The following is a 22,977-nucleotide window of genomic DNA, read 5'->3' on the forward strand; positions in this document are numbered from 1 at the left end:
TCTCTCGACGGCATCAGAGCCGTCACGCCAGTTCGGTTCGGAACTTCGCAATCCCCGCCGGCTCGATGTCGAACCCGAGGTTCGAACCGGGGTTGACGACGAGGCCCTGCGTTGCCGGGGATTGCAGCAGCAGCTGGCTCCCCGACATGGCGACGACGAACGGCGCAAGGTGGGAAACGCGCTCGGCCTCCTGAGGAGACGTGAAGACGGCCATCATCGAGTGGTCGTCTTTCGGGAACAGCACGGGTTGGAAGTTCTTGAACGTCTCTCCCGGGTCCGCTCCGCTCGGAACGTAGAGCGTGCTCGCCGCGAACGTCCAGAGCACCGACTGCATGGTGAGCTGGCCCGATCGCGCTCGGGCGATCGCTGTCTCGAGCACTGAAGCCATCAGAGATCTCCTTGTGTGGCTGGCGATGAAACGGATGACCGAGACGGTGTGGGGGCGAGCCCGGTGTCACTCAATACTTCCTCACGACCTGCCATGATCCGTCCACGAGCTTGGTGAGGACGGATCCCGGAGGAACGGGCGCGCCGCCGGGATAGATCGTCTCCCGCGTCTGGTTCACGAGATACCCGGAGTCCATCACGACCGCGGTGTGTCCGTACGTCGGATCGGCGCTCGTGGGGTCGTGGTAGAAGTTCGGGTTGCCCTGCGCGTCTTCAAGCACCGGGCGGCGGAGGTCACGCGGGTCGACCGGGAAGTGAACCGCGTAGACATCGCCGCCGTTCATGTAGGCGTCGGCCGCCTGAGGCGCCATACCTGTTTCTTTCGCGGCTGCGCTCACGCTGTCGATGCGGGCAGCATCAGAGACGGGCATGGCCCAGACATCTCCGTTCGGGGCACCGAGATTGGCGTTGTCGACGTCGTAGTAGTGAACAGCGCCATCGCCGAAAAGTGACGAGTGGTAGCCGGCTGCATCCATCTCGGCGAGGTGTGAAGGAGTGAGCGCTTCGCCCGGCTGGACGTCGAGGGGCGCGCGCGGGGCTTCTGCGGAATAGCGCGGAACCCGCGGGGGTGCTTCCCCGTGGGGTGCGCGCCGCGGCACGCTTCCGAGCAGTCCAGCGCCCTTGCTCATCAGGGCCCGAAGCTCGTTGAGAAGATCCCCGAGCTTGCCGCACGAGCGCAGCAGGCCGGTGAGCTTGCCGCTGATCTTCGCTGTCCAGCTGGCGACGCGGGAGGAGACCTGCGAGATGATCCAGGGGGTGGCGATGCCGACGGTGACGACGGCTTCGGTGGCCCACGAGATGGCGGATCCGACGAGCTGGGAGAGGATGTCGCGGACGAGGTCGTGAACGACCTGGACGATGGTCGAGGCGATCTGCAGGCCGGTGGCCATGGCGCCGGCCCATTGGCCTGAGGCGCGGATGTGGGCGGCGGCGTCGGTTTGGAAGCGTCGGTAGGCGTCGATGGCTTCGCCGGCCATGTCGTCGAGGTCGCTGACGACGCGGTCGAGGTAGTCGGCGGAGCTGTTGAGCTGGTTTTGGACGTTGGTCCAGGTCTGGGAGAACCCGGCGACGGCGCCGGCGTCTCCGGTCAAGTCGTTGAACCAGCCTTTGATGGGCTCGAAGTGATCGATCAGCCAGCCGAGGCCGGCGGCGATGAGCGACCCGAGGGGATCGATGGCGGTGGCGACGGTGTCGACGACCGTGCTGAAGGCCGCAAGGCCGCCTTCGACCCAGTTGCCGGACTCGATCGCATGGGCGAGCTGCGTCCCCGAATCCAGAAGCCCCGCCCCGCTGAACGGGGTCGCCGTGTCGACGGGACCCGCGATGAGCGCGTTGCTCACAGACCCGTCTCCAACGCACGGATCGATTCGAGGACCTTCTGCTCGTACGCGTCCATATCGCTTCCGACACCCACGATCTCGGTGGCGGAGCGGCGCACCATGTCTTCGGCGGCACCGATCAACGACCGAGCGGCGTCGGCCACCATCGTCGCGGGCGGCACGAGGAACGAACACAACACCCCGAACGCCTCGGCATTCAATCCGCCCGATGACCCGGCGTCACGGGCGACGGAGATGTCGGACGCCACGGCGCTCAGCCGCGAGGCGTGCGAGCCGATCAGTTCGGAGTCGACGGCGATACGGTCGGCCATGCGCGTCAGACCCGGAAACCCATAGGCTGCGACGGCGGCTCACGATCGAGCTCACCCGCGAGGTGACCGACGATCGGTGAATCAGCGCCGAACGCAACCCGCGTGATCTCCAACGCCTGCTCACCCGCCAGCACCTGAGCGCGCCCCGCCGTCTCGACGATCAGCTGCTCCAACGCGTCAGGACGCAGTTCGTACGCGGCGTCGGCGAGGCGGATACCGGCCAGCCGTCCCGCCGCATCGACGGTCACCGTGACCTCGCGGCGCGGAGAAGTCGCCGACGCGCGAACCGCGTCGATGTCCGCCTGCACCTGCTGCGCTTGAGCTGCCCGAACCTGCGCTTCGGCCACCTGCTGCTCGATCCGAGCGATGGCCGCCTCGGCTTCACGAGAAGAGAAGAGGTCTGTCACTCGGGTGATGGTAGTCCCCGAGTCCATGACCTGGGTCAAAGATGTGAGAACTTTCATTTTCGCGCCGTTCATGCTGGCGCGCTCGGGGTGAGGCGTCTCAGCCGTCTATACGCGCTTCGGGGAACGCCGCTCGCGCGGCATCCGGCGACACGGGGTTCTGATAGCGCTGCGTTCCGATCCACCACGTCCGGCAGAAGCCACACCGATACAACAGGTCGGACGGAGACGTAGCGAGGACGAATCGCGGTTGGTACGGCTTTCCGGAGTGCGTCAGGCAGGTCTGGCATCCGAGATCCTCGTTCATGCATGGCTCCTCACCCGAGTGATCGTAACCCCGGTGTGATCAACGGTGACACCGACGGCGCGCACTCCACATCGGGTGGAAGACTGAACCAATGCTTCTCTCGCACCCCCGTGTCGTCGTGCTCGCCGGTGGAGTCGGGGGGTCGAAGTTCACCCTCGGCGTCCGTGCCGCTCTTCGCCGGCTGAGCGCTCCCGAGGCCACGGTCGTCGTCAACACGGGCGACGACCTGTGGCTCTCGGGCGTGCGGCTGCAGCCCGACGTCGATTCGATCACGTACGCCCTCGCGGGGGTGAACGACACCGAGCGCGGCTGGGGTCGGGCCGGCGACACCGAGCGCGTCAACGAAGAACTCCAGGCGTGGGGCGCGGGCTGGCCGTGGTTCACCCTCGGCGACCTCGACCTCGGCACGCACCTCGCCCGCACGGGGTGGCTGTGCGACGGCCTCACGCCGACCCAGGTGCTCGCACGCATGGCGCAGCGGTGGCCGCTCGGCATCCGGATGCTCCCCATGACCGACAGCGAGGTCGACACCCACGTGCTGCTCGAGGACGGCGGACGCATGCACTTCCAGGAGTGGTGGACGCGCCACCGCGCGAAGCTCACGCCCCGCGCCTTCGAGAACCCCGGGATCACGGATGCCGTGCCCGCCCCGGGCGTCGCCGAGGCGATCGCGGGGGCCGATGTCGTGCTGATCGCACCGTCGAACCCCGTCGTGTCGATCGGTCCGATTCTGGCGGTTCCCGGTATCCGGGATGCCGTGCGGCAGACGTCGGCGAAGGTCGTCGGCGTCTCGCCGATCATCGGCGGGCGGGTCGTGCGGGGCATGGCCGACGTGTGCCTGACCGCGGTCGGGGTCGAGACCTCCGCCGCGGCCGTGGCCCGGCACTACGGCGCGCGGTCGGCGGACGGCGTGCTCGACGCGTGGTTGCTCGCGGAGGAGGATGCGGCTGCGGACGCGGACGTCGAGGCCGCCGGGATCCGCGCGGTGGTCGCCCCGTTGTGGATGCGAGACGAGGCGACCTCGGCAGCGATCGCCGAGGCGGCACTGGGGGTCTGAAACGCGACGGTCACACTGAGCGTGGGCGGAAGCAGCAGGTCTGCGGGCCCCAATCCCCTCACCCCCCGCACAGGCTCGTACCCTCGGGCGCCGCGTCCACGACCGTCGTGGTCACGGAGCTCGAGCCGGTGGCCGTCCCCGCTGGCAAGTCGGCGACCGGATGCAGGAGAACCTGCCGTTCGCCGATGAACGCCCCGGTCTCGGGATCGATGATGATGTCCTGGCGGAAGCCACCCTCGGTCTCGTCGCGGCCAATCGCGGTGCCGGTCCGGCCGTTCAGCGTGGCCTGCTGCTCGGTGATCGTGACGCCGGGGATGAGTGCTGCGGTGTCGTAGAAGACCGAGCGCAGTTCGGCCGAAACGGTTCCCGAGCGGAGGCGATCGGCGATCCACACCAGGGCCTCTCCATCGCGCGACGGTCCGGCAGCCCCGTTGTCCTGATAGATCTTCTGGAGCAGTTGCCGTGGGTCGCGGGGGAGCGCGGCGGCGGTGTCGGCATCGAGGGTGACGACGGAGTAGCCGCTCTCGGTCTCTCCTCCCGGGAATGCTTGACGTGCGTCGTGTTCGAGGCCCCCTGCCTCAGCGGCGAACGTCTCCGAGCGGGGGCCGAACGTCTGCACGGGCTCACGCGCGCACCGAACCTCGATCCAGTCAGCTGATCGGTCGGCCGGCACCCAGAGGGCTCGCAGATCGCGTTCGAGAAACGTCGTCAGGTCGCCGTCCCGGAGGTTGCCGTCGTTCTCGCGGCGGGCCTCCTCGGCATCCGCCTCGGTGGTGCCCATGGCGGCGTACAGAGCGTCGGTGCGCACCTCGAGGTACTGTCCCGGACCGACGACGGGGTCCGTCACGCTGCGTGCCGCCGCGGCCGCTGAGCCCAGTACCGCCGCTGCGGCGGGGTCCGCACCGACGGGGGCGCCGAGGGCGCCGCCGAACACGAGCACCCCGGTGAGGGCGCAGGTTGCCGCCACAGCCGAACCGACCCAGATCCACCGCTGGCGTGGATGACGGCGAGCGGGGGGAGCGGCGGGCGCGTCGATTGCGCGTAACAGCGCGGCGCGGCCGCGGATCACGTCGTCAGGATTCCGCTCGGGAACGTCGGCCCGGACGCGGTTCAGCAGCGAGATCTCATCCACGGTGGTGCTCTCTTTCTCGGCTCGGAGCCGGGGTGATGTGCGGGGTGATCGCAGCGCGGACCTTTCGCCGCGCGCGGCTCAGACGTGAGCGGACCGTTCCCAGGGGAATGTCGAGGGCTTCGGCGATCCCCGCATAATCGAGGTCTCCGAACGTATGGAGCAGCAGCACGTCACGGTCGCCGCGTGACAGGTCGGCGAGCGCGGTGCCGAGGTGCGGGGCGAGTCCATCGGCATCCATCCGCTCCTCGGCGGTCTCGATGTCGTCGACGTGCACTCGCGCGATGTCGGCCGCGAGCATTCCTCGCCAGGCCCGGGCCTCGAGGCGCGAGTGCTTCTGCATCAGGACGGTGGCGATACCGAGGAGCCACGGGCGCGCGTCGAGGCCACCGGTGAACGAGGCCCGACGCGCGAAGGCGACGAGGAACGTCTCGGACGTCACGTCTTCGGCGAAGGCTACGCCGAGGCGTCTGCCGACGTAACGGTGCACCACGCGCTGGTGCCGGTCATAGAGATCGGCGAAGACGGCCCCGTGTGTCAGGGACCGCACGATGATGTCGCCGTCGTGGGTGCTCACACTGGGTATTGTCCGATTCGCGGAAAAGGTTCTCGATCCGCTCGTCGGACTTCGGGAATGCGGTCGAACGCTCGGATACCCAGTCCGCTCAGGCCGCTGCCGCCGCCAAGACCGCCGCCGTCCGCGGGCCCACGCCCAGCGCCACGGCCTCGGACAGCTGAGCCGCGGTGTCGACGTCGCGGTGCAGCGTCGAGTCGCGCTCGACGGCGAGGTCGGTGCAGCCGAGCAGGCGGTGTCGCGCGGCGGAGTCGGGGCCGAAGGCCGAGACCCACACCGCCCCGGCGCGGGCGGTGATGAGCGTGGAGCCGGTGCCCTCGGCATCCGGGACCAGACCTCGTTCGACGGATGCCGCGAGCTCGAGCGCGGCGTCGAGATCGGCGGGGCGCAGGGACGGGACGTCGCCCAACAGCGCGGCGCGCGGGGCGCCCACACCGGCCGCCTCGGCGCCGAGGGCGATGGCGGCGTCGAGGCCGCGGGTGTCGCCCTCGGGCACGACGTCGACGGTGCGCGAGCGACGGAACTCGGAGCGGACACCCTCGTCGTCGGTCACGACGATGACGCGCGACACCAGATCGGCGGCGGCCGCCGCAGCGATGGTGTCGAGTGCGATGGCACGCGCGAGGGCCTCGCGGTCGGTGCCGACGTCGGTGAGTCGGGTCTTGCCGACCGCGGCGGGCTTGACCGGCACGACGATCGTCCAGCCGGAGATGTCAGGAATGCTCATCGCCTCCATTGTGCGCCGGGCATCCGACATTCCCGTGCGGGGGTGGCGGGGTGCCGCGAAACGTGCAGGCCCTGCCACCCCCACCGCCTCAGGCGAACCGTTTGCGCAGGCGCGGGAGGATCTCGTCGCCGTACATGCGCAGGAACTCCTCCTGGTCGTGCCCGGGGTCGTGGAAGACGAGGTGGCGGAAGCCGAGGTCGACGTACTGCGCGATGCGCTCCACGTGCTCGTCGGGGTCGGTCGAGACGATGAAGCGCGAGGCCGCGCGCTCGATCGGCAGCTCGTTCGCGAGGCGCTGCATCTCTATCGGGTCGTGCACGCTCATCTTCTCTTCGGCGGTGAGCGCGAGCGGAGCCCAGAAGCGGGTCTTCTCCATCGCGGTGTCGTGGTCGGGGTGGTACGACACCTTCACCTCCATGAGCGTGTCGACGTCGTCGCGCGAACGGCCGGCCTTCGACAGGCCGTCGTCGAGGGCGGGCAGCAGCTTCTCGGTGTAGAGCTCGGGATCCTTGCCGCTCGTCGTGATGTAGCCCTCGGCGATGCGGCCGGCCAGGCGCGTGGCCGCGGGACCCGAGGCGCCGATGTAGATCGGTACCTTCTGCTCGGGGCGGTCGTAGATCGTGGCGTCCTTGACCGAGTAGTAGGTGCCCTTGTAGGTGACGCGCTCACCGGCCCACAGTTCGTTCATGATCGTGATGGCCTCTTTGAGGCGCTGGAAGCGCTCGGGCGGCTCGGGCCACTCGAGGCCCAGGGTCACCTCGTTGAGCGCCTCGCCGGTGCCGACGCCCAGCACGACGCGGCCCGGGTACATCACGCCGAGGGTCGCGAACACCTGCGCGATGACGCCCGGGTGGTAGCGGAACGTCGGGGTGAGCACGCTCGTACCGATGATGACGCGTTCGGTGCGCGCACCCAGGGCGCCGAGCCAGGGGAGGGCGTTGGGGGCGTGGCCGCCGTCGTGCATCCAGGGCTGCAGGTGGTCGGAGAGGAAGACGGAGTCGAAGCCGACCTCCTCGGCCAGCACGCCGAAGTCGAGCAGCTCGTTGGGCCCGAACTGCTCGCTCGAGGCCTTGTAGCCGAATCTCAGGGGAACGCTCATCTGTGACTCCTCCAGTGTCAGCTGCGCACGGGACTGTGCGCGGGTTCGAACTCCGACCCGTCGGCGCCGGTGAGGCGCTCGCGGAATGCTTGAACGGTGCCCGGCCACAGCAGGGTGAGCCGGCCCGAGCGGGCGTCGACGTACCAGTTGCGGCATCCGCCGGTCATCCAGGGGGTGGATGCCGCGGCGGCGTCGATCTCATCGGTATAGGCGGCCTCGGCCTCGGGGCGCACGCGCAGCACCCGCTCGGGGCGGCGGTCGCGTTCGGCGAGGGCGCGCACCACGTACGCGGACTGCTCTTCGGCCATGAGCACGGCGGAGTTGTGGCCGAGGCTCGCGTTGGGCCCGTTGAGCACGAAGAGGTTGGGGAAGCCGGCGACGACCGTCGACCCGAACGAGGTCATGCCCTCGGACCAGTGCTCGGCGAGGGACTCGTCGTCACCGCGCACGAGGTCGGCGTACGGCTGCTCGGCCGCGGCGAAGCCGGTCGCGAGCACGAGCACGTCGGCCTCGTACCGCTCGCCGCTCACGGCGGTCAGGGTCGATCCGTCGACCGCGGCGAGCTCCGTGGGTTCGAGGGTCACGGCATCCGACGCCACCGCCGGGTAGAACGCGTCGGAGAGCAGCACGCGCTTGCAGCCGAAGGCGTAGTCGGGGGTGAGCGCGGCGCGCAGAGCGGGATCCGTGACCTGCGCGTGCAGGTGGGCGAGGGCGGCATCGCGGGCGGCGGCGGATGCCACGGTGTCACCCGAACGCGAGGCGAAACGCTGCTCGCCCTCGGCGTAGAGCTCCGCCCTCAGGCGCGCGAGGGCACCGGGGCTGTCGGCGAGACGTTCGCGCTCGAAGACGGGGATGTCACCGCCGCCGCGGGGCACGATCCACGCCGGGGTGCGTTGGAAGAGCGTCACGTGGGCGGCGAGACGGGCGAGCTCGGGCACGAGCTGCACGGCGCTCGCCCCGGTACCCACGACGGCCACCCTCTTACCGGTGAGGTCGACGTCGTGGTTCCACCGCGCGGAGTGGAACAGCGGCCCCGCGAACGACTCGAGCCCGGGGATCGAGGGGACGAACGGCTCGGTCAGGCGACCGCACGCGAGCACGAGCGAGCGGGCGACGAGCTCTTCCGCGCCGGTATCGATGCGCCACACCGACGTCTCGGCGTCCCACGCGGCGCCCAGCATCGGGGTGCGCAACCTCAGCTTGTCGCCGAGCTCTTCGCGGGCGGCGACGTCGCGCAGGTAGTCCTGGATCTCGCCGCCCGGGGCGAAGGTGCGCGACCAGCCCGCGTTGGGGTGCGCGGCGAGGCTGTAGAGGTGCGCGGGCACGTCGCACGCGACTCCGGGGTAGGTGTTGTCGCGCCACGTTCCGCCGACGTCGGCCGCGCGCTCGAGCACGATCACGTCGTCGCGGCCGGCTCGCCGCAAGGCTCCGACCATCGCGAGGCCTGCGAAGCCCGCCCCGACCACGACGGTGTCGATGATCCTCATGCCGGGTGCCCGTCGCCGGGTCGGGGTGCGACCCGGTAGTCGGTGGTCCGCAGTCGGAACGGCCGCATGAGGCTCCGCGCGATGCGCTCGGCGGCCGCGACCGGCAGTTCGAGGCCCTGCTCGATGCCGGTGTCGGGCAGCACCCGACCGTCGTAGAGCGTGCCGCCGAGGTCGTCGCCGCCCGAGCGCAGCAGCACGGCCGCGGCCTCGCGTCCGACGCGGGTCCATGGGATCTGCACGTGCGAGATGCTCCCCGACAGCGCGAGGCGCGACACGGCGACCATCGCGCGATGCTCGTCGATCGGGCTGCGACCCTCGACCAGGGCCACGTCTGCGCCCGGAAGGGGGATCGGCACAAACTCCGCGAAGCCGCGGGTGTCGGCCTGGATCTCGCGCAGGCGTCGCAGGTGTGCGATGCGCTCCGCGGCGGTCTCGACGTGCCCGTAGAACAGCACAGAGGTCGAGCGGAAGCCCGCGCGATGCGCCGCGGTGATGCCCTCGACCCAGCGATCGATCTCGAGATCGCCGGGGGCGATGAGGGCGCGCACGCGCTCGCTGAGGAGCTTCACGCCCGTGCCGGGCACGGTGTCGACACCCGCGTCGCGCATCGCCGCGAGTGCGCCGTCGAGTCCGAATCCGCCGCGGTCGGCGAGGTCGCGCACGTCGAGCGGTCGGTACGCGTGCACGTGGATGCCGGGAGCCCCGCGCTTCACCGCCCGCACGAGGTCGAGGTAGCCCGAGGGGTCTTCGTCGGGCCGCAGCGCCCCCTGGATGCAGATTTCGGTCGCGCCGAGAGCGGCGGCATCCGCGGCGATCTCGGTGGCGTCGTCGAGGTCGAACTCTCCCGCGCCCGCCCGACCCGTGCGACGGAACCCGGTCGAGGTGAGGTTGCGGTTCTGCACGAGGGTGACGGGCTCGCCGACGGTGTAGCGGCGTGCGTCGTCGGCGGCGGCGGTGAGCTCGTCGAGCTCGGCACCGGTGGCGCGAAGCAGCCGGACCCAGTCGTCGTCGCCGAGGTCGAGAGGGGCGGATGCCGCCCGCTCGGCCAGACGCTTCACTCCGGGGTCGACGGCACTCGCGCCGGGCGTGACCACCGAGGCCGGTGCCGCCGCGGGCTTCACGTCGGCCGCGAGTCCCGTGGCATCCGCCAATGCCCGAACCGGAGCGTGCAGAGCGGGGTCGATCCAGCGCTCGGCGTCGCCCACGTATTCGGGGTGCGCGGTCAGGCGCTCGCGGAGGACGTATCCCTGCGCCGCGGTCTGGGCGGCGAGGTCGTCGATCTGCGGCCACGGACGCTCGGGGTTGACGTGGTCGGCTGTCAGGGGCGAGACGCCGCCCCAGTCGTCGATACCCGCTTCGATGAGCAGCCCCAGTTCGCGTGGGTCGGAGAGGTTCGGCGGCACCTGGATGCGCATGTCGGCGCCGAACACGAGTCGCGCGACGGCGACCGCGGCGAGGTAGTCGTGCATGTCGGCATCCGGAGCGCCCTGCATCGCCGTGCGGGGCTTCGCGCGGAAGTTCTGCACGATGACCTCTTGCACGTGACCGTGGCGATCGTCGATCTCGCGCAGGGCCACCAGTGATTCGGCGCGGTCGCGCACGGTCTCGCCGATACCGACGAGGATGCCGGTCGTGAACGGGATGCCGGCAGTCCCGGCGTCGTCGATGACCTTCAATCGCAGCGCGGGGTCTTTGTCGGGCGAGCCGAAGTGCACCTGGCCGGGCTCCTCGTAGAGGCGGCGCGAGGTGGTCTCGAGCATCATGCCCATCGAGGGCGAGACGGGGCGCAGCGCGGCGAGCTCGTCGGGGTGCATGACGCCGGGGTTCGCGTGCACGAGCATGCCGGTCTCGGCGGTGATGAGCCGGGCGATGTGCGCGACGTAGTCGATGGTCGAGGTGAAGCCGTGCTCGTCGAGCCACGCGCGGGCCTCGGGCCAGCGCTCTTCGGGGCGGTCGCCGAGGGTCAGCAGCGCCTCTTTGCAGCCCATCGCCTGCCCCTGGCGCACGACGGTGAGCACCTGCTCGGGGCTCATGTACGCGGGCTTTCGCAGCAGGGCGAGCTGGCCGGGGGTGTCGACGAACACGCAGTAGTGGCAGCGATCGCGGCAGAGGGTCGTGAGCGGCACGAAGACCTTGCGCGAGTACGTGATGACACGGGGCCGGCCGGCGTTCTCGAGCCCTTCGTCGCGCAGCACCGACGCCACGCGGAAGAGAGCGGGCAGCGGAGCGTGCAGGAGCGCCTCGGTCTCGTCGACGTCGGGGCGGTGCCCCGCCGCGATCGCGGTCAGGAGATCGTCGATCGACGCGCCTCGGGCCGGTGCGACTCGCGGCGCAACGCTGCCCGTGCTCATTGGTCAAGGCTATCCCGCGGCTCCGACATCCGGGCCGTGACGGTGGTCGGCTGCTGATCGTTGCGGTCCTGTGAGGTGAGAGGCCCGTTCGCCCCGCCCGACGCTGGCAGGATGGAACACATGGTGACCCTGCTGCTCGATTCGACGCAGCTCGAGGTCGTGCTCTCGCCGACCGAGCGTGCGCTGTCCTTCCGTAAGAGCAACATCGTCGTCCCCCGTGAGCACATCGAACGGGTGCAGCTCACCGACGACGCGTGGACGTGGATCCGGGGGGTGCCCAACCCCGGCATCAACCTCCCCGTCGCCGTCGGAGCGGGCACCTGGAAGTCCGCCGGAGGCAACGACTTCGTCATCATCCGCGGTCGCAAGCCGAGCGTCGTGATCGACCTCTCCGGACACGAGGAGTTCGAGCGCCTGGTGCTGACGACGAAGCACGGGGTCGCCCTGCTCAAGGCGCTGCGCCTCGACGTGGCATCCGAGCCCGAGAACGTCGCCGACATCGTGAGCTGATCAGCGCCGTCTACGACGTGAACTGCACCACGGTGTCCCACGCGAGCTTCACGATCAGGATCGACAGCGTCACGAGGAACACGATCCGCACGAACCCGCTGCCGCGTCGCGTCGCCATGTGAGCGCCGATGAAGCCGCCGGTGATGTTCATGGCGGCCATCGCGAGCCCGAGCACGAGAAGGATCTCGCCGTGCACCCCGTACACCGCGAGAGCGGCGAGGTTGGTGGTGAGGTTGGCGATCTTGGCGTTGACGCTCGCCTGCAAGAAGCCGTACCCCAGCACGCTCACGATGAGGATGACGAAGAACGAGCCGGTGCCCGGCCCCAGGATGCCGTCGTAGAACCCGACCGCGAGACCGATCGCCGCCGCACGCCAGGCGATGGCCGTCGCCCTGTCGTGCCGGGGCTCGTGGTGAAGGCCCATCTGCGGCTTGAACAGCGTGTAGAGCGCGACGGCGATCACCGCGACGAGGACGATCGGGGTCAGCACCTCACGAGGAACGAATCGTGAGAGCGCCGCGCCGACCGTGGAGCCCGCGTACGCCCCCGCCACCAGGGGGATCAGCAGGACGAGCTGCACACGGATCTTGCGCAGGTACACCCAGCTGGCCGACAGCGTCCCGAAGAACGACGACAACTTGTTGGTGCCGAGGATGAACGGGGTCGCGACGTCCTTCGGGACGGCGATGACCAGCGCGGGAAGCTGGATGAGACCGCCCCCGCCGACGACCGCGTCGACCCAGCCGGCGACCCCCGCGGCGATCAACAGCAGCGCGAGGGCCGCCACCGAGACGGGGAGCCACTCGGCGATCACCGGTCCATCGAGCACGGTTGATTCTCACTGACCCGGGCGGGGCGACCAAATGCACGGACGCCGCGCGTAGCGGACGCGCTCAGTCGATGTCGCGACGCCAGGTGGTGAACAGGCCGATGACCAGGAAGACGACGGCGTAGCCGAGCAGCACGAGACCGCCCGCCCCCCACTCGAGCGAACTGTTGTTCCCGGTGCCCATGGTGCCGAAGATCGTCTGTCCCACCAGCGCGTCGCTCGCGGCGCTCGGGAACCACTTGACCACATCGCCGAACCCCTCGACGAGGCCACCGATGGTGCGGACGATCGGTTCGATGAACAGCGTGACGGCGAGCACGATGACGATCGCAGCGACCTGGTTGCGGACGACCGTTCCGACGCCGATGCCGACGAGGGCCCACAGGGCGAAGGCGAGCAGCATGCGTCCGATGAGGACCCAGGTGTCGGATTGCCCGAGCTCCGAGTCGATGCCGAAGATGCTCAGCACGCCCGCCCCGGCGGCGACCGCGGCGATCGAGCCCAGGATGCCGTAGAGCAGGCCGACCATGATGCCGACGATGAACTTGCCCACGAGGACGACACCGCGACGGGGAGTCGAGAGGAAGGTCGGCGTCAGCGTCTTGTGACGGAACTCGGTGGTGACCATGAGGGTGCCGATGAGCAACGGGAAAACGTAGCCGACCGCCGTGGCGGAGCTGTAGACGAGGGCCGGAACACCCTCGCTCGACATCGCGGGGCCGTTCGCTCCGGTCAGCTCGCCGGAGGCGACGCCGCCGAACACGAACGCGAGGGCGGCGGCGGTGAAGCCGACGTAGGCGACCAGGACGATCGCGAGCACCCACCAGCCGACGGTGGTGAACTGCTTGGTGTACTCCGAGCGCGTGGCAGCGACGAGACTCATCGCGGCACCTCCTGGTCGAGGGGCTGATCGGCGGGTCGGTCCGCGGCCCGGTGGTCGTGGCCGGCGGGCGAGACGATGTCGATCACCCCGGTCGACGCGACGGCGTACGACTGCCGCGGACCCGCCCCGGGGGTCTCGGGCGCGGTGCGCACCGCGCGCGGCGGTGCCATGACCGCGACGAGGGCGGTCGAGGGTCGCGCTTCGTCGGGACCGGGTGCGTCGGAGGAGAGCGCGTCGTGGCTCACCGCGGGGGCCGGTGCGCCGGTGGGAGCCGGGAAGGCGTCGAGGTGCGTGGTGGACGGCGGCGTCTCGGCATCCGGGACGGGCTCGGCCGGGGCGGCCGCACCGGCGCTCTCGTGCACGCGCACCCCGCTGACCAGTTCGAGGAAGATGTCCTCGAGGCTCGCACCCTTGCTCTGCAGGTTCGACAGGGCGATCCCCGCACCCGCGGCGAGGCCGCCGATCTCGACGGGATCGTGGTGACGGATCGTGAAGCCGTTACGGAGCAGCTGGTACTCGATGCCGCGCTCGTCGAGCACGCGCGACAGGCCGGCGCGATCGGGCGAGTCGACCACGGTGGCGTATTCGTCGGGGTCGGCGAGGTCTTCGATGCCGCCCTGGAACACCAGGCGGCCGCGCGAGATGATCAGCAGCGCGTCGACCGTCTGCTGCACCTCGGCGAGGAGGTGCGACGAGATGAGGACCGTGCGACCCTCTTCGGCGAGGTGCCGCAGGAGCGAGCGCATCCACCGGATGCCCTCGGGATCGAGGCCGTTCGAGGGCTCGTCGAGCACGACGACACCCGGGTCGCCGAGGAGCGCCGTGGCGAGTCCGAGACGCTGGCGCATGCCGAGCGAGAAGCCGCCGACCCGTCGACCGGCGACATCGGCGAGCCCGACCAGGCCGAGGACCTCGTCGACGCGGGAGGTCTGCAGGCCCGCCGCGCGCGCGTAGACCTTGAGGTGGTTCGCGGCCGAGCGCCCGGGGTGGAAGCTCGAGGCCTCGAGGGCCGCGCCCACCGTCTGCAGCGGAGAGGTGAGCTCGCTGAAGTGCGTGCCGCCGATCGTCGCCGTGCCCGACGTGGGGCGCACGAGGCCCAGCAGCATGCGCAGCGAGGTGGTCTTGCCGGCGCCGTTGGGACCGAGGAAGCCGGTGACCTGTCCGGGTTCGATCCGGGCCGAGAGATTGTCGACGGCGGAGATCGAGCCGAAACGTTTGGTGAGCCCGGCGAGCTCCAGCACCTGTCCGTCGGGCATACGGCACCTTTCGTTCTGCGTGCGTTCTTCCCATCTTCCCCGATCCGGGGGCGAAAACACAGTCACCCACAGCCGAGGGCGCGGCGAACCGCCTGTGTAACGTGGCACCGTGCACGCACCGCGAACCGAAGACGTCAGCGCCGGCGACACCGCCGCAGACAGCGTCCTGGTCGGAGGCCGTGGCGGCCTCGGTCATCTGACGCTGAATCGCCCGCGGGCCATCAACGCCCTCGACCTCGAGATGATCCGCGCCCTCCACGTGACGCTCGATCGCTGGGAGCGCGACACCGACGTCGACGTGGTGCTCCTCGACGGGGCGGGGGAGCGCGGTTTCTGCGCCGGTGGCGACGTGCGGGCGCTGCACGAGATGGTCACGGCGGGTCGGGTCGACGAGGTGCACGCCTTCTTCCGTGAGGAGTACGCGCTCGATCACCGCATCGCGATCTCGCGCAAGCCCGTCATCGCGATCGCCGACGGCGTCTGCATGGGCGGAGGGATCGGCTTGGCCGGTCACGCGGCCATCCGCATCGTGACGGAGCGCTCGAAGCTCGCCATGCCCGAGACCCGCATCGGCTTCACCCCCGACGTGGGCGGATCGTGGCTGTTGGGGCGGGCCCCCGGCCGTCTCGGCGAATATCTGGCCCTCACGGGAGGGACGATGGATGCCGCGGACGCGGTGTACGCCGGCTTCGCCGACCACATGGTGCCCACCGCGCACCTCGAGGCGCTGTACGAGGCGCTCGAGAACCGCGCCGACCCGTCGAGTCCCACCGAGCTGGTGCTGCTGTTCGACGAGACCCCGGAACGGTCGCGGCTCGAGGACGCGCGGGAGTGGGTCGATGACGCTTTCGCCGCCGAGGACGTGCCCGGCATCGTGGATCGTCTGCGCGCGCGGCCCGAGCCCGAAGCGCGCGAGACCGCCGAGCTGCTGGCGTCGTCGGCGCCGACCGCGCTCGCCGTGACTCTCGAGGCCGTGCGTCGCGCTCGCGAGCTGCCCTCGCTGCGCGCCGCTCTCGCCCAGGAATACGGCCTGGTCATGTGGTTCGCGTTCACGCAACCCGACCTGGTCGAGGGGATTCGCGCCCAGGTGGTCGACAAGGACCGGTCGCCGTCGTGGTCTCCGGCACGCCTCGAGGACCTCCCTGCCGAGCGCGTCGCCGAAGCCTTCGCGTATGCGCCGGAGCTCGCGCTCTGGTGACAGCGCCGTCGCGTCCGCGAGATGTGACCGCGCTCCCACGTCCGCGACCTCGCCGTCCGGGCCGCACTCAGCCGCATCGGGTTAGCCTGAGAGACGCCGCGTCCTCGCGGCAGAACGGATGAACGCACGTGTTCGACAGTCCCATGTCGTCTTCGGCATACGAGGTGCTCCGGGTCGCGGCCGACATCGATGACGAGGGTCTGCGCCGCGCCTACCGCGTGCGTCTGCGCGAGACCCATCCCGACACCGGAGGCGACGCCGCCCTGTTCGTCCAGGTCCAGCGCGCCTGGGAGCTCGTCGGCACGCCCGAGGCGCGCAGCGCCTACGACCGGGGTCGCGGGACGGCTCCCGGCGAATGGGGCGGTGGGGTGCCGGCATCCGCTCCCTCCCGTCCGGCTGACACGCGGCCGCGCGCGCGATCGCACGGCCAGCCCGGCGGGTGGCGTCGCGAGCGGTATCTCGGCCTCATCCGCGAGTGGGTGGGGCGCGGCGTCGACATCGCCGACCCCTACGACCCCGCTCTCGTGCGGTCGGCCCCGCCCGAGATCCGCCACATCCTCGCCGACGCGCTCGCCGAGGAAGAGACCGCCCGGCTCGTCGCGGAGTTGGGCATGGGTTACACCGTCTGGCACGACGTGTTCGCCGATCGCGACGGACGCGACCCGGAGCAGAAGCTCGATCACCTCGTCCTCGGTCCGAGCGGCCTCTACGCCCTGCTGAGCGAGGACTTCGGCGGCCCCGTGGGGGTGCGCCGTGGCGAGATCACCGGCCCCCACGTGATCGGATCCCCCGTGACCGAGCTCGTGTCGCGCGCTCGCGTGATCGCGCGCGCGGCCGGTGTCCGTTTCAGCGGGGCGATGGTCGTGCTGCCCGACGACGCGGTGCTCGATGCGATCACCGAGCTCGGCAAAGTGCGGGGAACGCCCGTGGCGCTGGTCACGCGCAGTGCGCTCACGACCCTGTTGCGCAGAGGGATCACCGGGGGGCGCGAGGTCGGCGGCACCGAGCTGTTCGACATCCGCACGCGTCTGCAGCAGCGCGTGCGGCACGTCTGACCCGCGACACCCGCCGCGGACATGCCTAGGGTGGAGGCATGAGTACCGACGAGACCGCGGGTGCCTCGGCATCCGACGACATGAAGCGCAAGTTCAAGGAAGCGCTCGAGAAGAAGAACGGTCAGCACCGTTCGGGTCAGGCGCACCTCGACGGCCACTCCGCCGTGCAGGGAACGCACGGAGCGGTCACCAAGCGGGAGTTCCGTCGCAAGAGCGGCTGAGCCTCTCGGCCGACGTCACCTGAGGTGCCGGGGATCACGTCTCGTGCGCGAGACCCCCGGCACCTCACGCGCGTTTCAGGGGCGCGTCGAAGAACGCCAGCTCCAGCGCCATGGATCGGTCGTACGCCGTCGCCATCTCACGGCGGGTGGCGGGGGATGCCGCCCGCGCGGCGGCATCCGCGATCCTCTCGGCCTCGGCAGACGACGCGGCGAACGTCTCGTCGCCATAGGACGTGAGCCAGTCGGCGTAGGGGTGGGTGGGGCCGAAGGTGCCTCTCCAGCGGGCCCCGATGTCGGTGTAGAGCACGTAGCACGGCAGGATCGCCGCGACCAGGACCGCGTACGACCCGCCGGCTGCGGCGGCGTGCAGGTGGTCGGTGTACGCCCAGGTCGTCGGGGAGGGTTCGAGGCCCGTCGGGTCGACGTGCGACTGATGCAATGTCGCCTCCTCGGCGAGGCAGGCCACCGAGCCCGCGGCCCAGAACCGCTGTTCCTCGGCCGTGGGGGCCAGGGCGGCGGCGCGTGCGAGCACGCGGGCGTACTCGCGCAGGTACAGCAGGTCCTGGCCGAGGTACCAGGCGAAGGCGTCGCGGTCGAGATCTCCGGATGCCAGACCCCGCACGAACCCGCACTCGTCGACCTCTGCGCGGAGGGAGACGGTGGCATCCCACCGCGCGTTGCTCCACGATCGGCCGAGGTCGATGTGGGGGCACAGTTCGTGCAGGTGGTCGATGGGGCCGTTGCCTCGACCGACGTGCAGGGCTTCGGCGTGCTCCAGGGCTCCGGTGAGCCAGCGCTTCGCGCGGGTGAGGGCGTCGGGCCAGGGCAGGCCGTGCGCGGCGAGGGTCGCCATGGCCGACGACAGCGAGCAGCCGGTGCCGTGGGTGTGCGGGGTGTCGACACGGCGGCCCGGAACCTCGTGCGCACCGGTGGCGTCGACGATGGCATCCGGGCACTGTCGGCCGTCCAGGTGCCCGCCCTTGAGGAGGACCGCGGTGTCGGCCGTTGCGGCGAGCTGTTCGGCCTGGGCGACCGCGGCGTCCCATGTCATCGCGACGGGTTCGCGCACCAGTACCGCGAGTTCGGGGAGGTTGGGGGTGACGAGGTCGGCGCGGCGGCAGAGTGCGCGCACGGCGTCTTCGGCGTCCGCCTCGAGAAGGCGGTCACCGCTGGTGGCGACCATGACGGGGTCGAGGACGACGATCGGCGGTCGCGTGGCGGTGAGCCACTGGTCGACGGTGGCGATGACGTCGGTCGAGCCGAGCATGCCGATCTTCACCGCGTCGATGTCGACGTCGTCACTGACCGCGCGCAGCTGCTCCTCGAGGAAGGCCGTCGGCGGTACGTGGACGCTGCGGACCCCGCGGGTGTTCTGGGCGACCAGGGCCGTGACCGCGGCCATTCCGTAGCCGCCGAACGCGGCGATCGACTTCAGGTCGGCCTGAATGCCCGCCCCGCCGGTCGGATCGGTGCCGGCGATGCTCAGGACGCGGGGGATCACGCTCCGTCCTCCCACGCCGCGCGCAGGTGCCGGACGATCTCGCCCGGGTCGTCGGCCTCGCTGACCAGAGAGACGACGGCGACTCCCGCCGCACCGGCGCGGTGGAGGGCGGTGACGTCGTCGAGGCCGATCCCCCCGATCGCGACGCACGGGAGGGGAGTGGATGCCGCGAGCTCGCCGAACCCGTCGATGCCGAGCGGTCGCGGGTGGTCGGGTTTCGTCGAGGTGGCGCGGATGACGCCGACGCCGAGATAGTCGACCGTGTCCGTGGGCAGCGCCTTCGCCGCGGTGAGGTGCGCCGGGGTGTTCGCCGTCCATCCGATGAGGGCGTCGGGTCCGAGCAGGGCGCGCGCCGCGTCGACGGGCAGGTCGCTCTGACCGAGATGGACGCCGTCGACGCGAGCGCGGATTCCGGTGGGACCGACCGGTGCGCCCAGGCGTTCGCGCGCGGCGAGGACGATGTCGAGGCGATCGTCGATGACGAACGTGCAGCGTCCCGCGATGACGTCGGCGAGGTCGAGGGTGCGGGCGAACAGTTCTGCGCCGCTCGCGACCTTGTCGCGTAGTTGCACCACGCTCACGCCCGCGGTGACGGCCTCGTCGACGAGGTCGCGCAGGCGCACGAACGGCACGCGGTGATCGGTGACGAGGTGCAGGGACAGGTCGGCGGTCATCGTGCGACCTCGGTGTCGATGCGGACGCGTCCGTCGAGGTCGGCGGGCTGGATCGCGGCCAGTTCGTCGAGGAACGCCACCGCGAACGACCCCGGCCCTCGTGTTCGGGATGCCGCCCGCTCCGAGGCCACGGCCCAGATCGCGCTGGCGGCGCTCGCCGCATCGAACGCGGGGGCGACGGCGAGGAGGCTCGCCATCGCGGCCCCGAGCGCGCAGCCGCCGCCGGTGACCGTGGTCAGCAGGGCGCTGCCGCCGGTCACGCGCGCCGTGCGGGTGGCATCCACGATGAGGTCGGTCTCTCCCGAGACGGCGACGGTGCCGCCGGTGCGGATCGCGAGGGAGCGTGCGGCGTCGAGGGCGTCTTCGGCGGAGTCGGTGGCGTCGACCCCGCGGCCGCCGGCGCCGGCTCCCGCGAGGGCGAGGATCTCGGACGCGTTCCCGCGGATGATCGCCGGTCGGTGTTCGAGGAGCTCGTGTGCGAGGGCGGTGCGCACGGGCAGGGCGCCGACGGCGACGGGGTCGAGGACCCAGGGGGTTCCCGCGGTGACGGCCTCGCGGGCGGCATCCCTCTGCTCGCTCGTGGGGGTGCCGAGGTTGACGAGCACCCCGCCCGAGATTCCGGCGAACATCCCGGCCTCTCCGGGGATATCGCACATCGCGGGTGCCGCGCCGAGGGCGAGCAGTGCGTTTGCGGTGAAGTTCGTCACCACCGCGTTCGTGATGCACTGCGTCAGCGGGGCGGCCTCGCGCAGAGCGTCGAGGGCTGCTGCGGCGGTGCTGGGTGTGAGGGTGGACGGAGACGACGACGTGCGAACGACCATTCGCGACATCCCTTCGCTAGTACGAACTAGATCAGGTTCGACGGGTGTGTTCTCAGCCCTGGCGGGCACCCCGTGTCACTGTCTGGCACGCTAGCAGGTCGTCGGCCTCCGGATGCCGCGCTCCGGATGCCGCGCCTCAGTCGTCGCGCGAGCCCGCAGCGGCATTCTCGGAGCGGGGACCGGTCTCTTCGTCGTCTTCGAGGCGAGGGGCGATGGGGCCGCCGAGGCCGCGTCGTTCGTCGCGGCGATCGGAGCGTGAGCCCGAGCCCATACCTCCGGCGCCCCGGCTGCCGGCGGCGCCGGCCGTGCCGCCGCCCGCTCCACCGGTGCCGGTTGGGGTTGTGGCTCCGCGGCTTCCGGCCGCGGCGGCGTTCGCGCCGGTTCCGGGCGTGCCGGTGCCGCCTGTGGCACCGCCGCCCAGGGAGCCGGTGCCCGAGCGTCCGCCGAGTCCGGCACCGGTGGCCGGGGCTCCGCTCTTGCCGAGAAGTCCTCCGCTCCCGCTGATCGTGCGTCCGGCGGCTGCGGTGCCCGAGCCCATCCCCGAGCTCAACCTGCTCAGGGCGGCGGCGCCACCGCCCCCCGCGATCAGTCCGGCCGAGAGGCCCGAGCCGAGGCCCGCCCCGCCCCCGGAGATCCCGCCGGGGAAGGGGCCCCCGATCAAGCCGGAGCCGGAGACATGTCCGGGGAGGGTGCCGATGCCCGAGATCGAGCCGTCCGGCGTCGGCGGGGTGTAGTGCGAGGGAACCTGGCCGAGGTCGATGCCGGGATCATCACGGTGCGAAGTGCCGGGGTCGGGAATGAGATGCGGGGGGATGGGCGCAGGCAGTGGGGAGCCGTCGATCGAGTCGGGATTGCGTGGAACGGGGACGGGGGAGGCGTCGTTGCTGCCGAGGCCGCCAACGCGACCGGGGCTGCTCGTCCCCGTTGAGGATGGGGGTGTCTCGACTTCTCGTTGCCCTTTCGAGAACTCTTGTCCATTCTCGGAGAAGGTGGCCGCAGGGGGCGCCGGCGGCGCCATCCCGTTCATCGTCTGACTGATCGTTGTGAAATCGGCCTGTGCCTGCGCTTCGCGTCGTTGCGCAAGGATGCCATTGAAGGCCTGGACCGCGCCTTCACCAGCGAGTAACGAGATGGGGCCCAGAAAGAGCGTCGTGCCGAGTGCGGCGCCACGGACGGCGAGTTCTTGACCGGGTGAGAGCGCCCCGTCCGGGAGGGCTGCGAGCTTCTCACGCGCAGCTTGTCGGAGGCCGTTGGCCTCTTTGAGAGCGTTCGTGAGCGTTGCTTCAAGATAGGCAATCTGCCGACCGATGGTCTCCGCGCCTGCCCGAAACATCTTCTCTGCAGCGTCAGCCGCATCACCTTCAATCCCTGGAAGGTCAGCGGCGCCAGCTACGACGTCTCGCAGCGTGGCTAGCTTTTCCACCAGGTTTGCAGACTCCGGAACGCCGAACGGCTCGCCGGCATCGGCCAGGTTCGTTAGAGCCCGCTCATACTGACCGGTCATCGGTTCCCTTTCGACGGTTCATACGAGATACGAGGACGATGACGATCGTGACGACCACCCCAACCGTCACTACGATGCCGACCACGATGCCGATGACGGTCGGGAGAAGGTCCGACGACGGCGTCACCTGCGGTGCATCGTCTTCCCCGTCACGAGGTCGAGGGGGATCGGTCGAGCTAGCTGTCGGCGTTTCCGTCGTGGGGAAGCTTGACCCACGCGCTGCAGCGGCCTGAATCTGCTCGTCGGTCGGCTTCGTCCGGCCGTCGCTAAGCAGGAGGTTTTCGTCTGGATAGCTGGTGGGGTCCGTGGCGAGAAGTCGCGCGGGCCAAGCGAGCCCGTAGCCGAAACCACTCGCCGCATCGTTCACCAGATCGTGCGCCTTGTTGCCGGTGTTGCGGACAAGCCCTTGAACCAGTTGTGCAGGCGTGGCCGTCGGGTACCGCTGTTTCGCCAGCGCCAGCATTCCCGCGACGATCGGAGCGGCGAAGGAGGAACCGGAGGCCACTCCACCCGTTCCCCACCCATTTTCCTCACTGCCGACCGTCCCGAGGCGTTCTCCGGGCGCGACCACCGTGGTTCCCGAAAAAACGAAAGGTGCCCCATCCGCAGACGGGAGCTGACCTTTGTCGTCAACCGCCGAGGCGACGACAACGCCTCGATACTCGCGCAACCCTGTCGCGGACTTCGTCTCGGGATTTGGTCCCGAGCCGACCAGGATCACGCCTTTCGCGACTGCGTTGGCGATGACGTCCGAGTCGAATGACGATGTCCCGCCCGCGATGGAGCTGACGACGACGTCGGCGCCGTCCTCGATGGCGCGTTGCACCCCCAACCCCAGTGGGGTGAGCCCGCCCTCGTATTCGGCTGGGTTGCACTGATCGGAAGTGGTCTTGGTGCCGAAGCTGTAGAACTTGACTTCGGCATCAGGTGCCATCCCGCGGATCCCGTCAGGGCCCTTTCCACTCCCGATGATCTGAGCAACGACTGTCGTGCCGTGTATGGCGTCCCCAGTGGGCTCAGCCGTCGTCGGTGAGGACGATTCAGCGCACAGCGGCCGCGAGTCGACGACTAGGTGGCGACCTTCGAAGACCGGCAGCTCGGGATTGATGTTGGCATCGATGACAGCGATTTTCGCCCCTGCACCGGTCCAGCCTTCGCCGTGGATGGTCGTCATTCCATAGGCGTCGTACCACCAGTTGTCGTCGGGGGCGGCATCCGCAGCGAGCGCGGGGGTCAGGATCAGAGCTGTCGACATCGCAGCGGCGGTGACGCAGCGGACCCACCGGTTTCGC

Annotated in this window: 24 protein-coding genes and 1 riboswitch; of the genes, 5 read left to right on the plus strand and 19 right to left on the minus strand. The window is 70.3% G+C overall.

Annotated features, from left to right (window positions below; all coding sequences use genetic code 11):
• Positions 1-22 precede the first annotated feature (22 nt).
• The 5 genes from QBE02_RS11805 to QBE02_RS11825 all read right to left on the minus strand — a co-directional run bounded on the left by QBE02_RS11805 (position 23) and on the right by QBE02_RS11825 (position 2,809).
• On the minus strand, positions 23-388 hold the full coding sequence (locus QBE02_RS11805) for an SseB family protein (protein ID WP_279365871.1): 366 nt from the start codon (positions 386-388) through the stop codon (positions 23-25).
• Between the two features lie 70 nt (positions 389-458).
• Positions 459-1,787, minus strand: coding sequence for a hypothetical protein (locus QBE02_RS11810; RefSeq protein WP_279365872.1), 1,329 nt, complete (start codon positions 1,785-1,787; stop codon positions 459-461).
• Positions 1,784-2,098 (minus strand): hypothetical protein, encoded by a 315-nt coding sequence (locus QBE02_RS11815; RefSeq protein ID WP_056224595.1) that lies wholly within the window; start codon positions 2,096-2,098, stop codon positions 1,784-1,786. The genes QBE02_RS11810 and QBE02_RS11815 overlap by 4 nt, the downstream gene beginning before the upstream one ends.
• 5 nt (positions 2,099-2,103) lie before the next feature.
• Positions 2,104-2,577 carry a YbaB/EbfC family nucleoid-associated protein gene (locus tag QBE02_RS11820; RefSeq protein ID WP_279365873.1) on the minus strand — a complete coding sequence of 158 codons (474 nt, stop codon included), beginning with the start codon at positions 2,575-2,577 and terminating at the stop codon, positions 2,104-2,106.
• Between the two features lie 25 nt (positions 2,578-2,602).
• Positions 2,603-2,809: a hypothetical protein gene (locus tag QBE02_RS11825; RefSeq protein WP_279365874.1), complete on the minus strand. Its 207-nt coding sequence runs from the start codon at positions 2,807-2,809 to the stop codon at positions 2,603-2,605.
• Between the two features lie 91 nt (positions 2,810-2,900).
• Between QBE02_RS11825 and cofD the strand changes: the two genes are divergently transcribed.
• Entirely contained in the window at positions 2,901-3,866 is a 966-nt protein-coding gene (cofD, locus tag QBE02_RS11830) for a 2-phospho-L-lactate transferase (RefSeq protein WP_279365875.1), read from the plus strand.
• Positions 3,867-3,924: 58 nt separating this feature from the next.
• Here cofD and QBE02_RS11835 read toward each other — a convergent pair whose 3' ends face one another.
• The 6 genes from QBE02_RS11835 to cofG form a co-directional block, all read right to left on the minus strand.
• Entirely contained in the window at positions 3,925-4,998 is a 1,074-nt protein-coding gene (locus tag QBE02_RS11835) for a CU044_5270 family protein (protein ID WP_279365876.1), read from the minus strand.
• Positions 4,991-5,572 (minus strand): RNA polymerase sigma factor, encoded by a 582-nt coding sequence (locus QBE02_RS11840; RefSeq protein WP_267788479.1) that lies wholly within the window; start codon positions 5,570-5,572, stop codon positions 4,991-4,993. Before QBE02_RS11840 ends, QBE02_RS11835 begins: the two co-directional genes overlap by 8 nt.
• Before the next feature lie 88 nt (positions 5,573-5,660).
• A complete protein-coding gene (gene cofC / locus QBE02_RS11845; protein WP_279365877.1) occupies positions 5,661-6,296 on the minus strand; it encodes a 2-phospho-L-lactate guanylyltransferase in 636 nt (211 codons plus the stop codon).
• Between the two features lie 88 nt (positions 6,297-6,384).
• Entirely contained in the window at positions 6,385-7,395 is a 1,011-nt protein-coding gene (gene fgd, locus QBE02_RS11850) for a glucose-6-phosphate dehydrogenase (coenzyme-F420) (RefSeq protein ID WP_279365878.1), read from the minus strand.
• A gap of 17 nt (positions 7,396-7,412) precedes the next feature.
• On the minus strand, positions 7,413-8,882 hold the full coding sequence (locus QBE02_RS11855) for a flavin-containing monooxygenase (RefSeq protein WP_279365879.1): 1,470 nt from the start codon (positions 8,880-8,882) through the stop codon (positions 7,413-7,415).
• Positions 8,879-11,233 (minus strand): 7,8-didemethyl-8-hydroxy-5-deazariboflavin synthase CofG, encoded by a 2,355-nt coding sequence (cofG, locus tag QBE02_RS11860; protein ID WP_279365880.1) that lies wholly within the window; start codon positions 11,231-11,233, stop codon positions 8,879-8,881. Before cofG ends, QBE02_RS11855 begins: the two co-directional genes overlap by 4 nt.
• 111 nt (positions 11,234-11,344) lie before the next feature.
• Between cofG and QBE02_RS11865 the strand changes: the two genes are divergently transcribed.
• Positions 11,345-11,743 (plus strand): hypothetical protein, encoded by a 399-nt coding sequence (locus tag QBE02_RS11865; protein WP_268102569.1) that lies wholly within the window; start codon positions 11,345-11,347, stop codon positions 11,741-11,743.
• Positions 11,744-11,753: 10 nt separating this feature from the next.
• Here the strand turns inward: QBE02_RS11865 and QBE02_RS11870 are convergent, their stop codons facing one another.
• The 3 genes from QBE02_RS11870 to QBE02_RS11880 form a co-directional block, all read right to left on the minus strand.
• Positions 11,754-12,572: a sulfite exporter TauE/SafE family protein gene (locus QBE02_RS11870; RefSeq protein ID WP_279365881.1), complete on the minus strand. Its 819-nt coding sequence runs from the start codon at positions 12,570-12,572 to the stop codon at positions 11,754-11,756.
• Positions 12,573-12,636: 64 nt separating this feature from the next.
• A complete protein-coding gene (locus QBE02_RS11875; protein ID WP_279365882.1) occupies positions 12,637-13,455 on the minus strand; it encodes an ABC transporter permease subunit in 819 nt (272 codons plus the stop codon).
• Positions 13,452-14,711: an ABC transporter ATP-binding protein gene (locus QBE02_RS11880; protein ID WP_279365883.1), complete on the minus strand. Its 1,260-nt coding sequence runs from the start codon at positions 14,709-14,711 to the stop codon at positions 13,452-13,454. Before QBE02_RS11880 ends, QBE02_RS11875 begins: the two co-directional genes overlap by 4 nt.
• A 109-nt stretch (positions 14,712-14,820) precedes the next feature.
• Here QBE02_RS11880 and QBE02_RS11885 point away from each other — a divergent pair, with 109 nt between their 5' ends.
• From QBE02_RS11885 to QBE02_RS11895, 3 genes are all read left to right on the plus strand, one after another.
• A complete protein-coding gene (locus QBE02_RS11885; protein WP_279365884.1) occupies positions 14,821-15,909 on the plus strand; it encodes an enoyl-CoA hydratase/isomerase family protein in 1,089 nt (362 codons plus the stop codon).
• Between the two features lie 128 nt (positions 15,910-16,037).
• Complete coding sequence (locus QBE02_RS11890) at positions 16,038-16,964, plus strand: DnaJ domain-containing protein (RefSeq protein ID WP_279365885.1); 927 nt, start codon at positions 16,038-16,040, stop codon at positions 16,962-16,964.
• A gap of 38 nt (positions 16,965-17,002) precedes the next feature.
• The gene (locus QBE02_RS11895; protein ID WP_056224573.1) at positions 17,003-17,185 is read left to right on the plus strand and encodes a DUF5302 domain-containing protein; all 183 of its coding nucleotides are present in this window, start codon (positions 17,003-17,005) and stop codon (positions 17,183-17,185) included.
• Between the two features lie 64 nt (positions 17,186-17,249).
• Here the strand turns inward: QBE02_RS11895 and thiD are convergent, their stop codons facing one another.
• The 5 genes from thiD to QBE02_RS11920 form a co-directional block, all read right to left on the minus strand.
• On the minus strand, positions 17,250-18,686 hold the full coding sequence (gene thiD / locus QBE02_RS11900; RefSeq protein ID WP_279365886.1) for a bifunctional hydroxymethylpyrimidine kinase/phosphomethylpyrimidine kinase: 1,437 nt from the start codon (positions 18,684-18,686) through the stop codon (positions 17,250-17,252).
• A complete protein-coding gene (locus QBE02_RS11905) occupies positions 18,683-19,360 on the minus strand; it encodes a thiamine phosphate synthase (RefSeq protein WP_279365887.1) in 678 nt (225 codons plus the stop codon). Before QBE02_RS11905 ends, thiD begins: the two co-directional genes overlap by 4 nt.
• On the minus strand, positions 19,357-20,181 hold the full coding sequence (gene thiM / locus QBE02_RS11910) for a hydroxyethylthiazole kinase (protein WP_279365888.1): 825 nt from the start codon (positions 20,179-20,181) through the stop codon (positions 19,357-19,359). Before thiM ends, QBE02_RS11905 begins: the two co-directional genes overlap by 4 nt.
• A riboswitch (TPP riboswitch) is annotated at positions 20,173-20,264 on the minus strand. (Overlaps the previous gene by 9 nt.)
• A gap of 53 nt (positions 20,265-20,317) precedes the next feature.
• Positions 20,318-21,685: a hypothetical protein gene (locus QBE02_RS11915; RefSeq protein WP_279365889.1), complete on the minus strand. Its 1,368-nt coding sequence runs from the start codon at positions 21,683-21,685 to the stop codon at positions 20,318-20,320.
• The gene (locus QBE02_RS11920) at positions 21,669-22,940 is read right to left on the minus strand and encodes a S8 family peptidase (protein ID WP_279365890.1); all 1,272 of its coding nucleotides are present in this window, start codon (positions 22,938-22,940) and stop codon (positions 21,669-21,671) included. Before QBE02_RS11920 ends, QBE02_RS11915 begins: the two co-directional genes overlap by 17 nt.
• Between the last annotated feature and the right edge of the window lie 37 nt (positions 22,941-22,977).

This window comes from Microbacterium testaceum (genome assembly GCF_029761935.1).
Lineage (GTDB): Bacteria > Actinomycetota > Actinomycetes > Actinomycetales > Microbacteriaceae > Microbacterium > Microbacterium testaceum_A.

Excerpts from the sequence above, each read along its gene's own strand:
- QBE02_RS11805 (WP_279365871.1), bottom strand. The coding sequence starts at position 388 with ATGGCTTCAGTGCTCGAGACAGCGATCGCCCGAGCGCGATCGGGCCAG.
- QBE02_RS11815 (WP_056224595.1), bottom strand. The coding sequence starts at position 2,098 with ATGGCCGACCGTATCGCCGTCGACTCCGAACTGATCGGCTCGCACGCC.
- QBE02_RS11820 (WP_279365873.1), bottom strand. The coding sequence starts at position 2,577 with ATGAACGGCGCGAAAATGAAAGTTCTCACATCTTTGACCCAGGTCATG.
- QBE02_RS11825 (WP_279365874.1), bottom strand. The coding sequence starts at position 2,809 with ATGAACGAGGATCTCGGATGCCAGACCTGCCTGACGCACTCCGGAAAG.
- cofD (WP_279365875.1), top strand. The coding sequence starts at position 2,901 with ATGCTTCTCTCGCACCCCCGTGTCGTCGTGCTCGCCGGTGGAGTCGGG.
- cofC (WP_279365877.1), bottom strand. The coding sequence starts at position 6,296 with ATGAGCATTCCTGACATCTCCGGCTGGACGATCGTCGTGCCGGTCAAG.
- fgd (WP_279365878.1), bottom strand. The coding sequence starts at position 7,395 with ATGAGCGTTCCCCTGAGATTCGGCTACAAGGCCTCGAGCGAGCAGTTC.
- QBE02_RS11855 (WP_279365879.1), bottom strand. The coding sequence starts at position 8,882 with ATGAGGATCATCGACACCGTCGTGGTCGGGGCGGGCTTCGCAGGCCTC.
- cofG (WP_279365880.1), bottom strand. The coding sequence starts at position 11,233 with ATGAGCACGGGCAGCGTTGCGCCGCGAGTCGCACCGGCCCGAGGCGCG.
- QBE02_RS11865 (WP_268102569.1), top strand. The coding sequence starts at position 11,345 with ATGGAACACATGGTGACCCTGCTGCTCGATTCGACGCAGCTCGAGGTC.
- QBE02_RS11875 (WP_279365882.1), bottom strand. The coding sequence starts at position 13,455 with ATGAGTCTCGTCGCTGCCACGCGCTCGGAGTACACCAAGCAGTTCACC.
- QBE02_RS11880 (WP_279365883.1), bottom strand. The coding sequence starts at position 14,711 with ATGCCCGACGGACAGGTGCTGGAGCTCGCCGGGCTCACCAAACGTTTC.
- QBE02_RS11895 (WP_056224573.1), top strand. The coding sequence starts at position 17,003 with ATGAGTACCGACGAGACCGCGGGTGCCTCGGCATCCGACGACATGAAG.
- QBE02_RS11905 (WP_279365887.1), bottom strand. The coding sequence starts at position 19,360 with ATGACCGCCGACCTGTCCCTGCACCTCGTCACCGATCACCGCGTGCCG.
- thiM (WP_279365888.1), bottom strand. The coding sequence starts at position 20,181 with ATGGTCGTTCGCACGTCGTCGTCTCCGTCCACCCTCACACCCAGCACC.
- QBE02_RS11915 (WP_279365889.1), bottom strand. The coding sequence starts at position 21,685 with ATGACCGGTCAGTATGAGCGGGCTCTAACGAACCTGGCCGATGCCGGC.
- QBE02_RS11920 (WP_279365890.1), bottom strand. The coding sequence starts at position 22,940 with ATGTCGACAGCTCTGATCCTGACCCCCGCGCTCGCTGCGGATGCCGCC.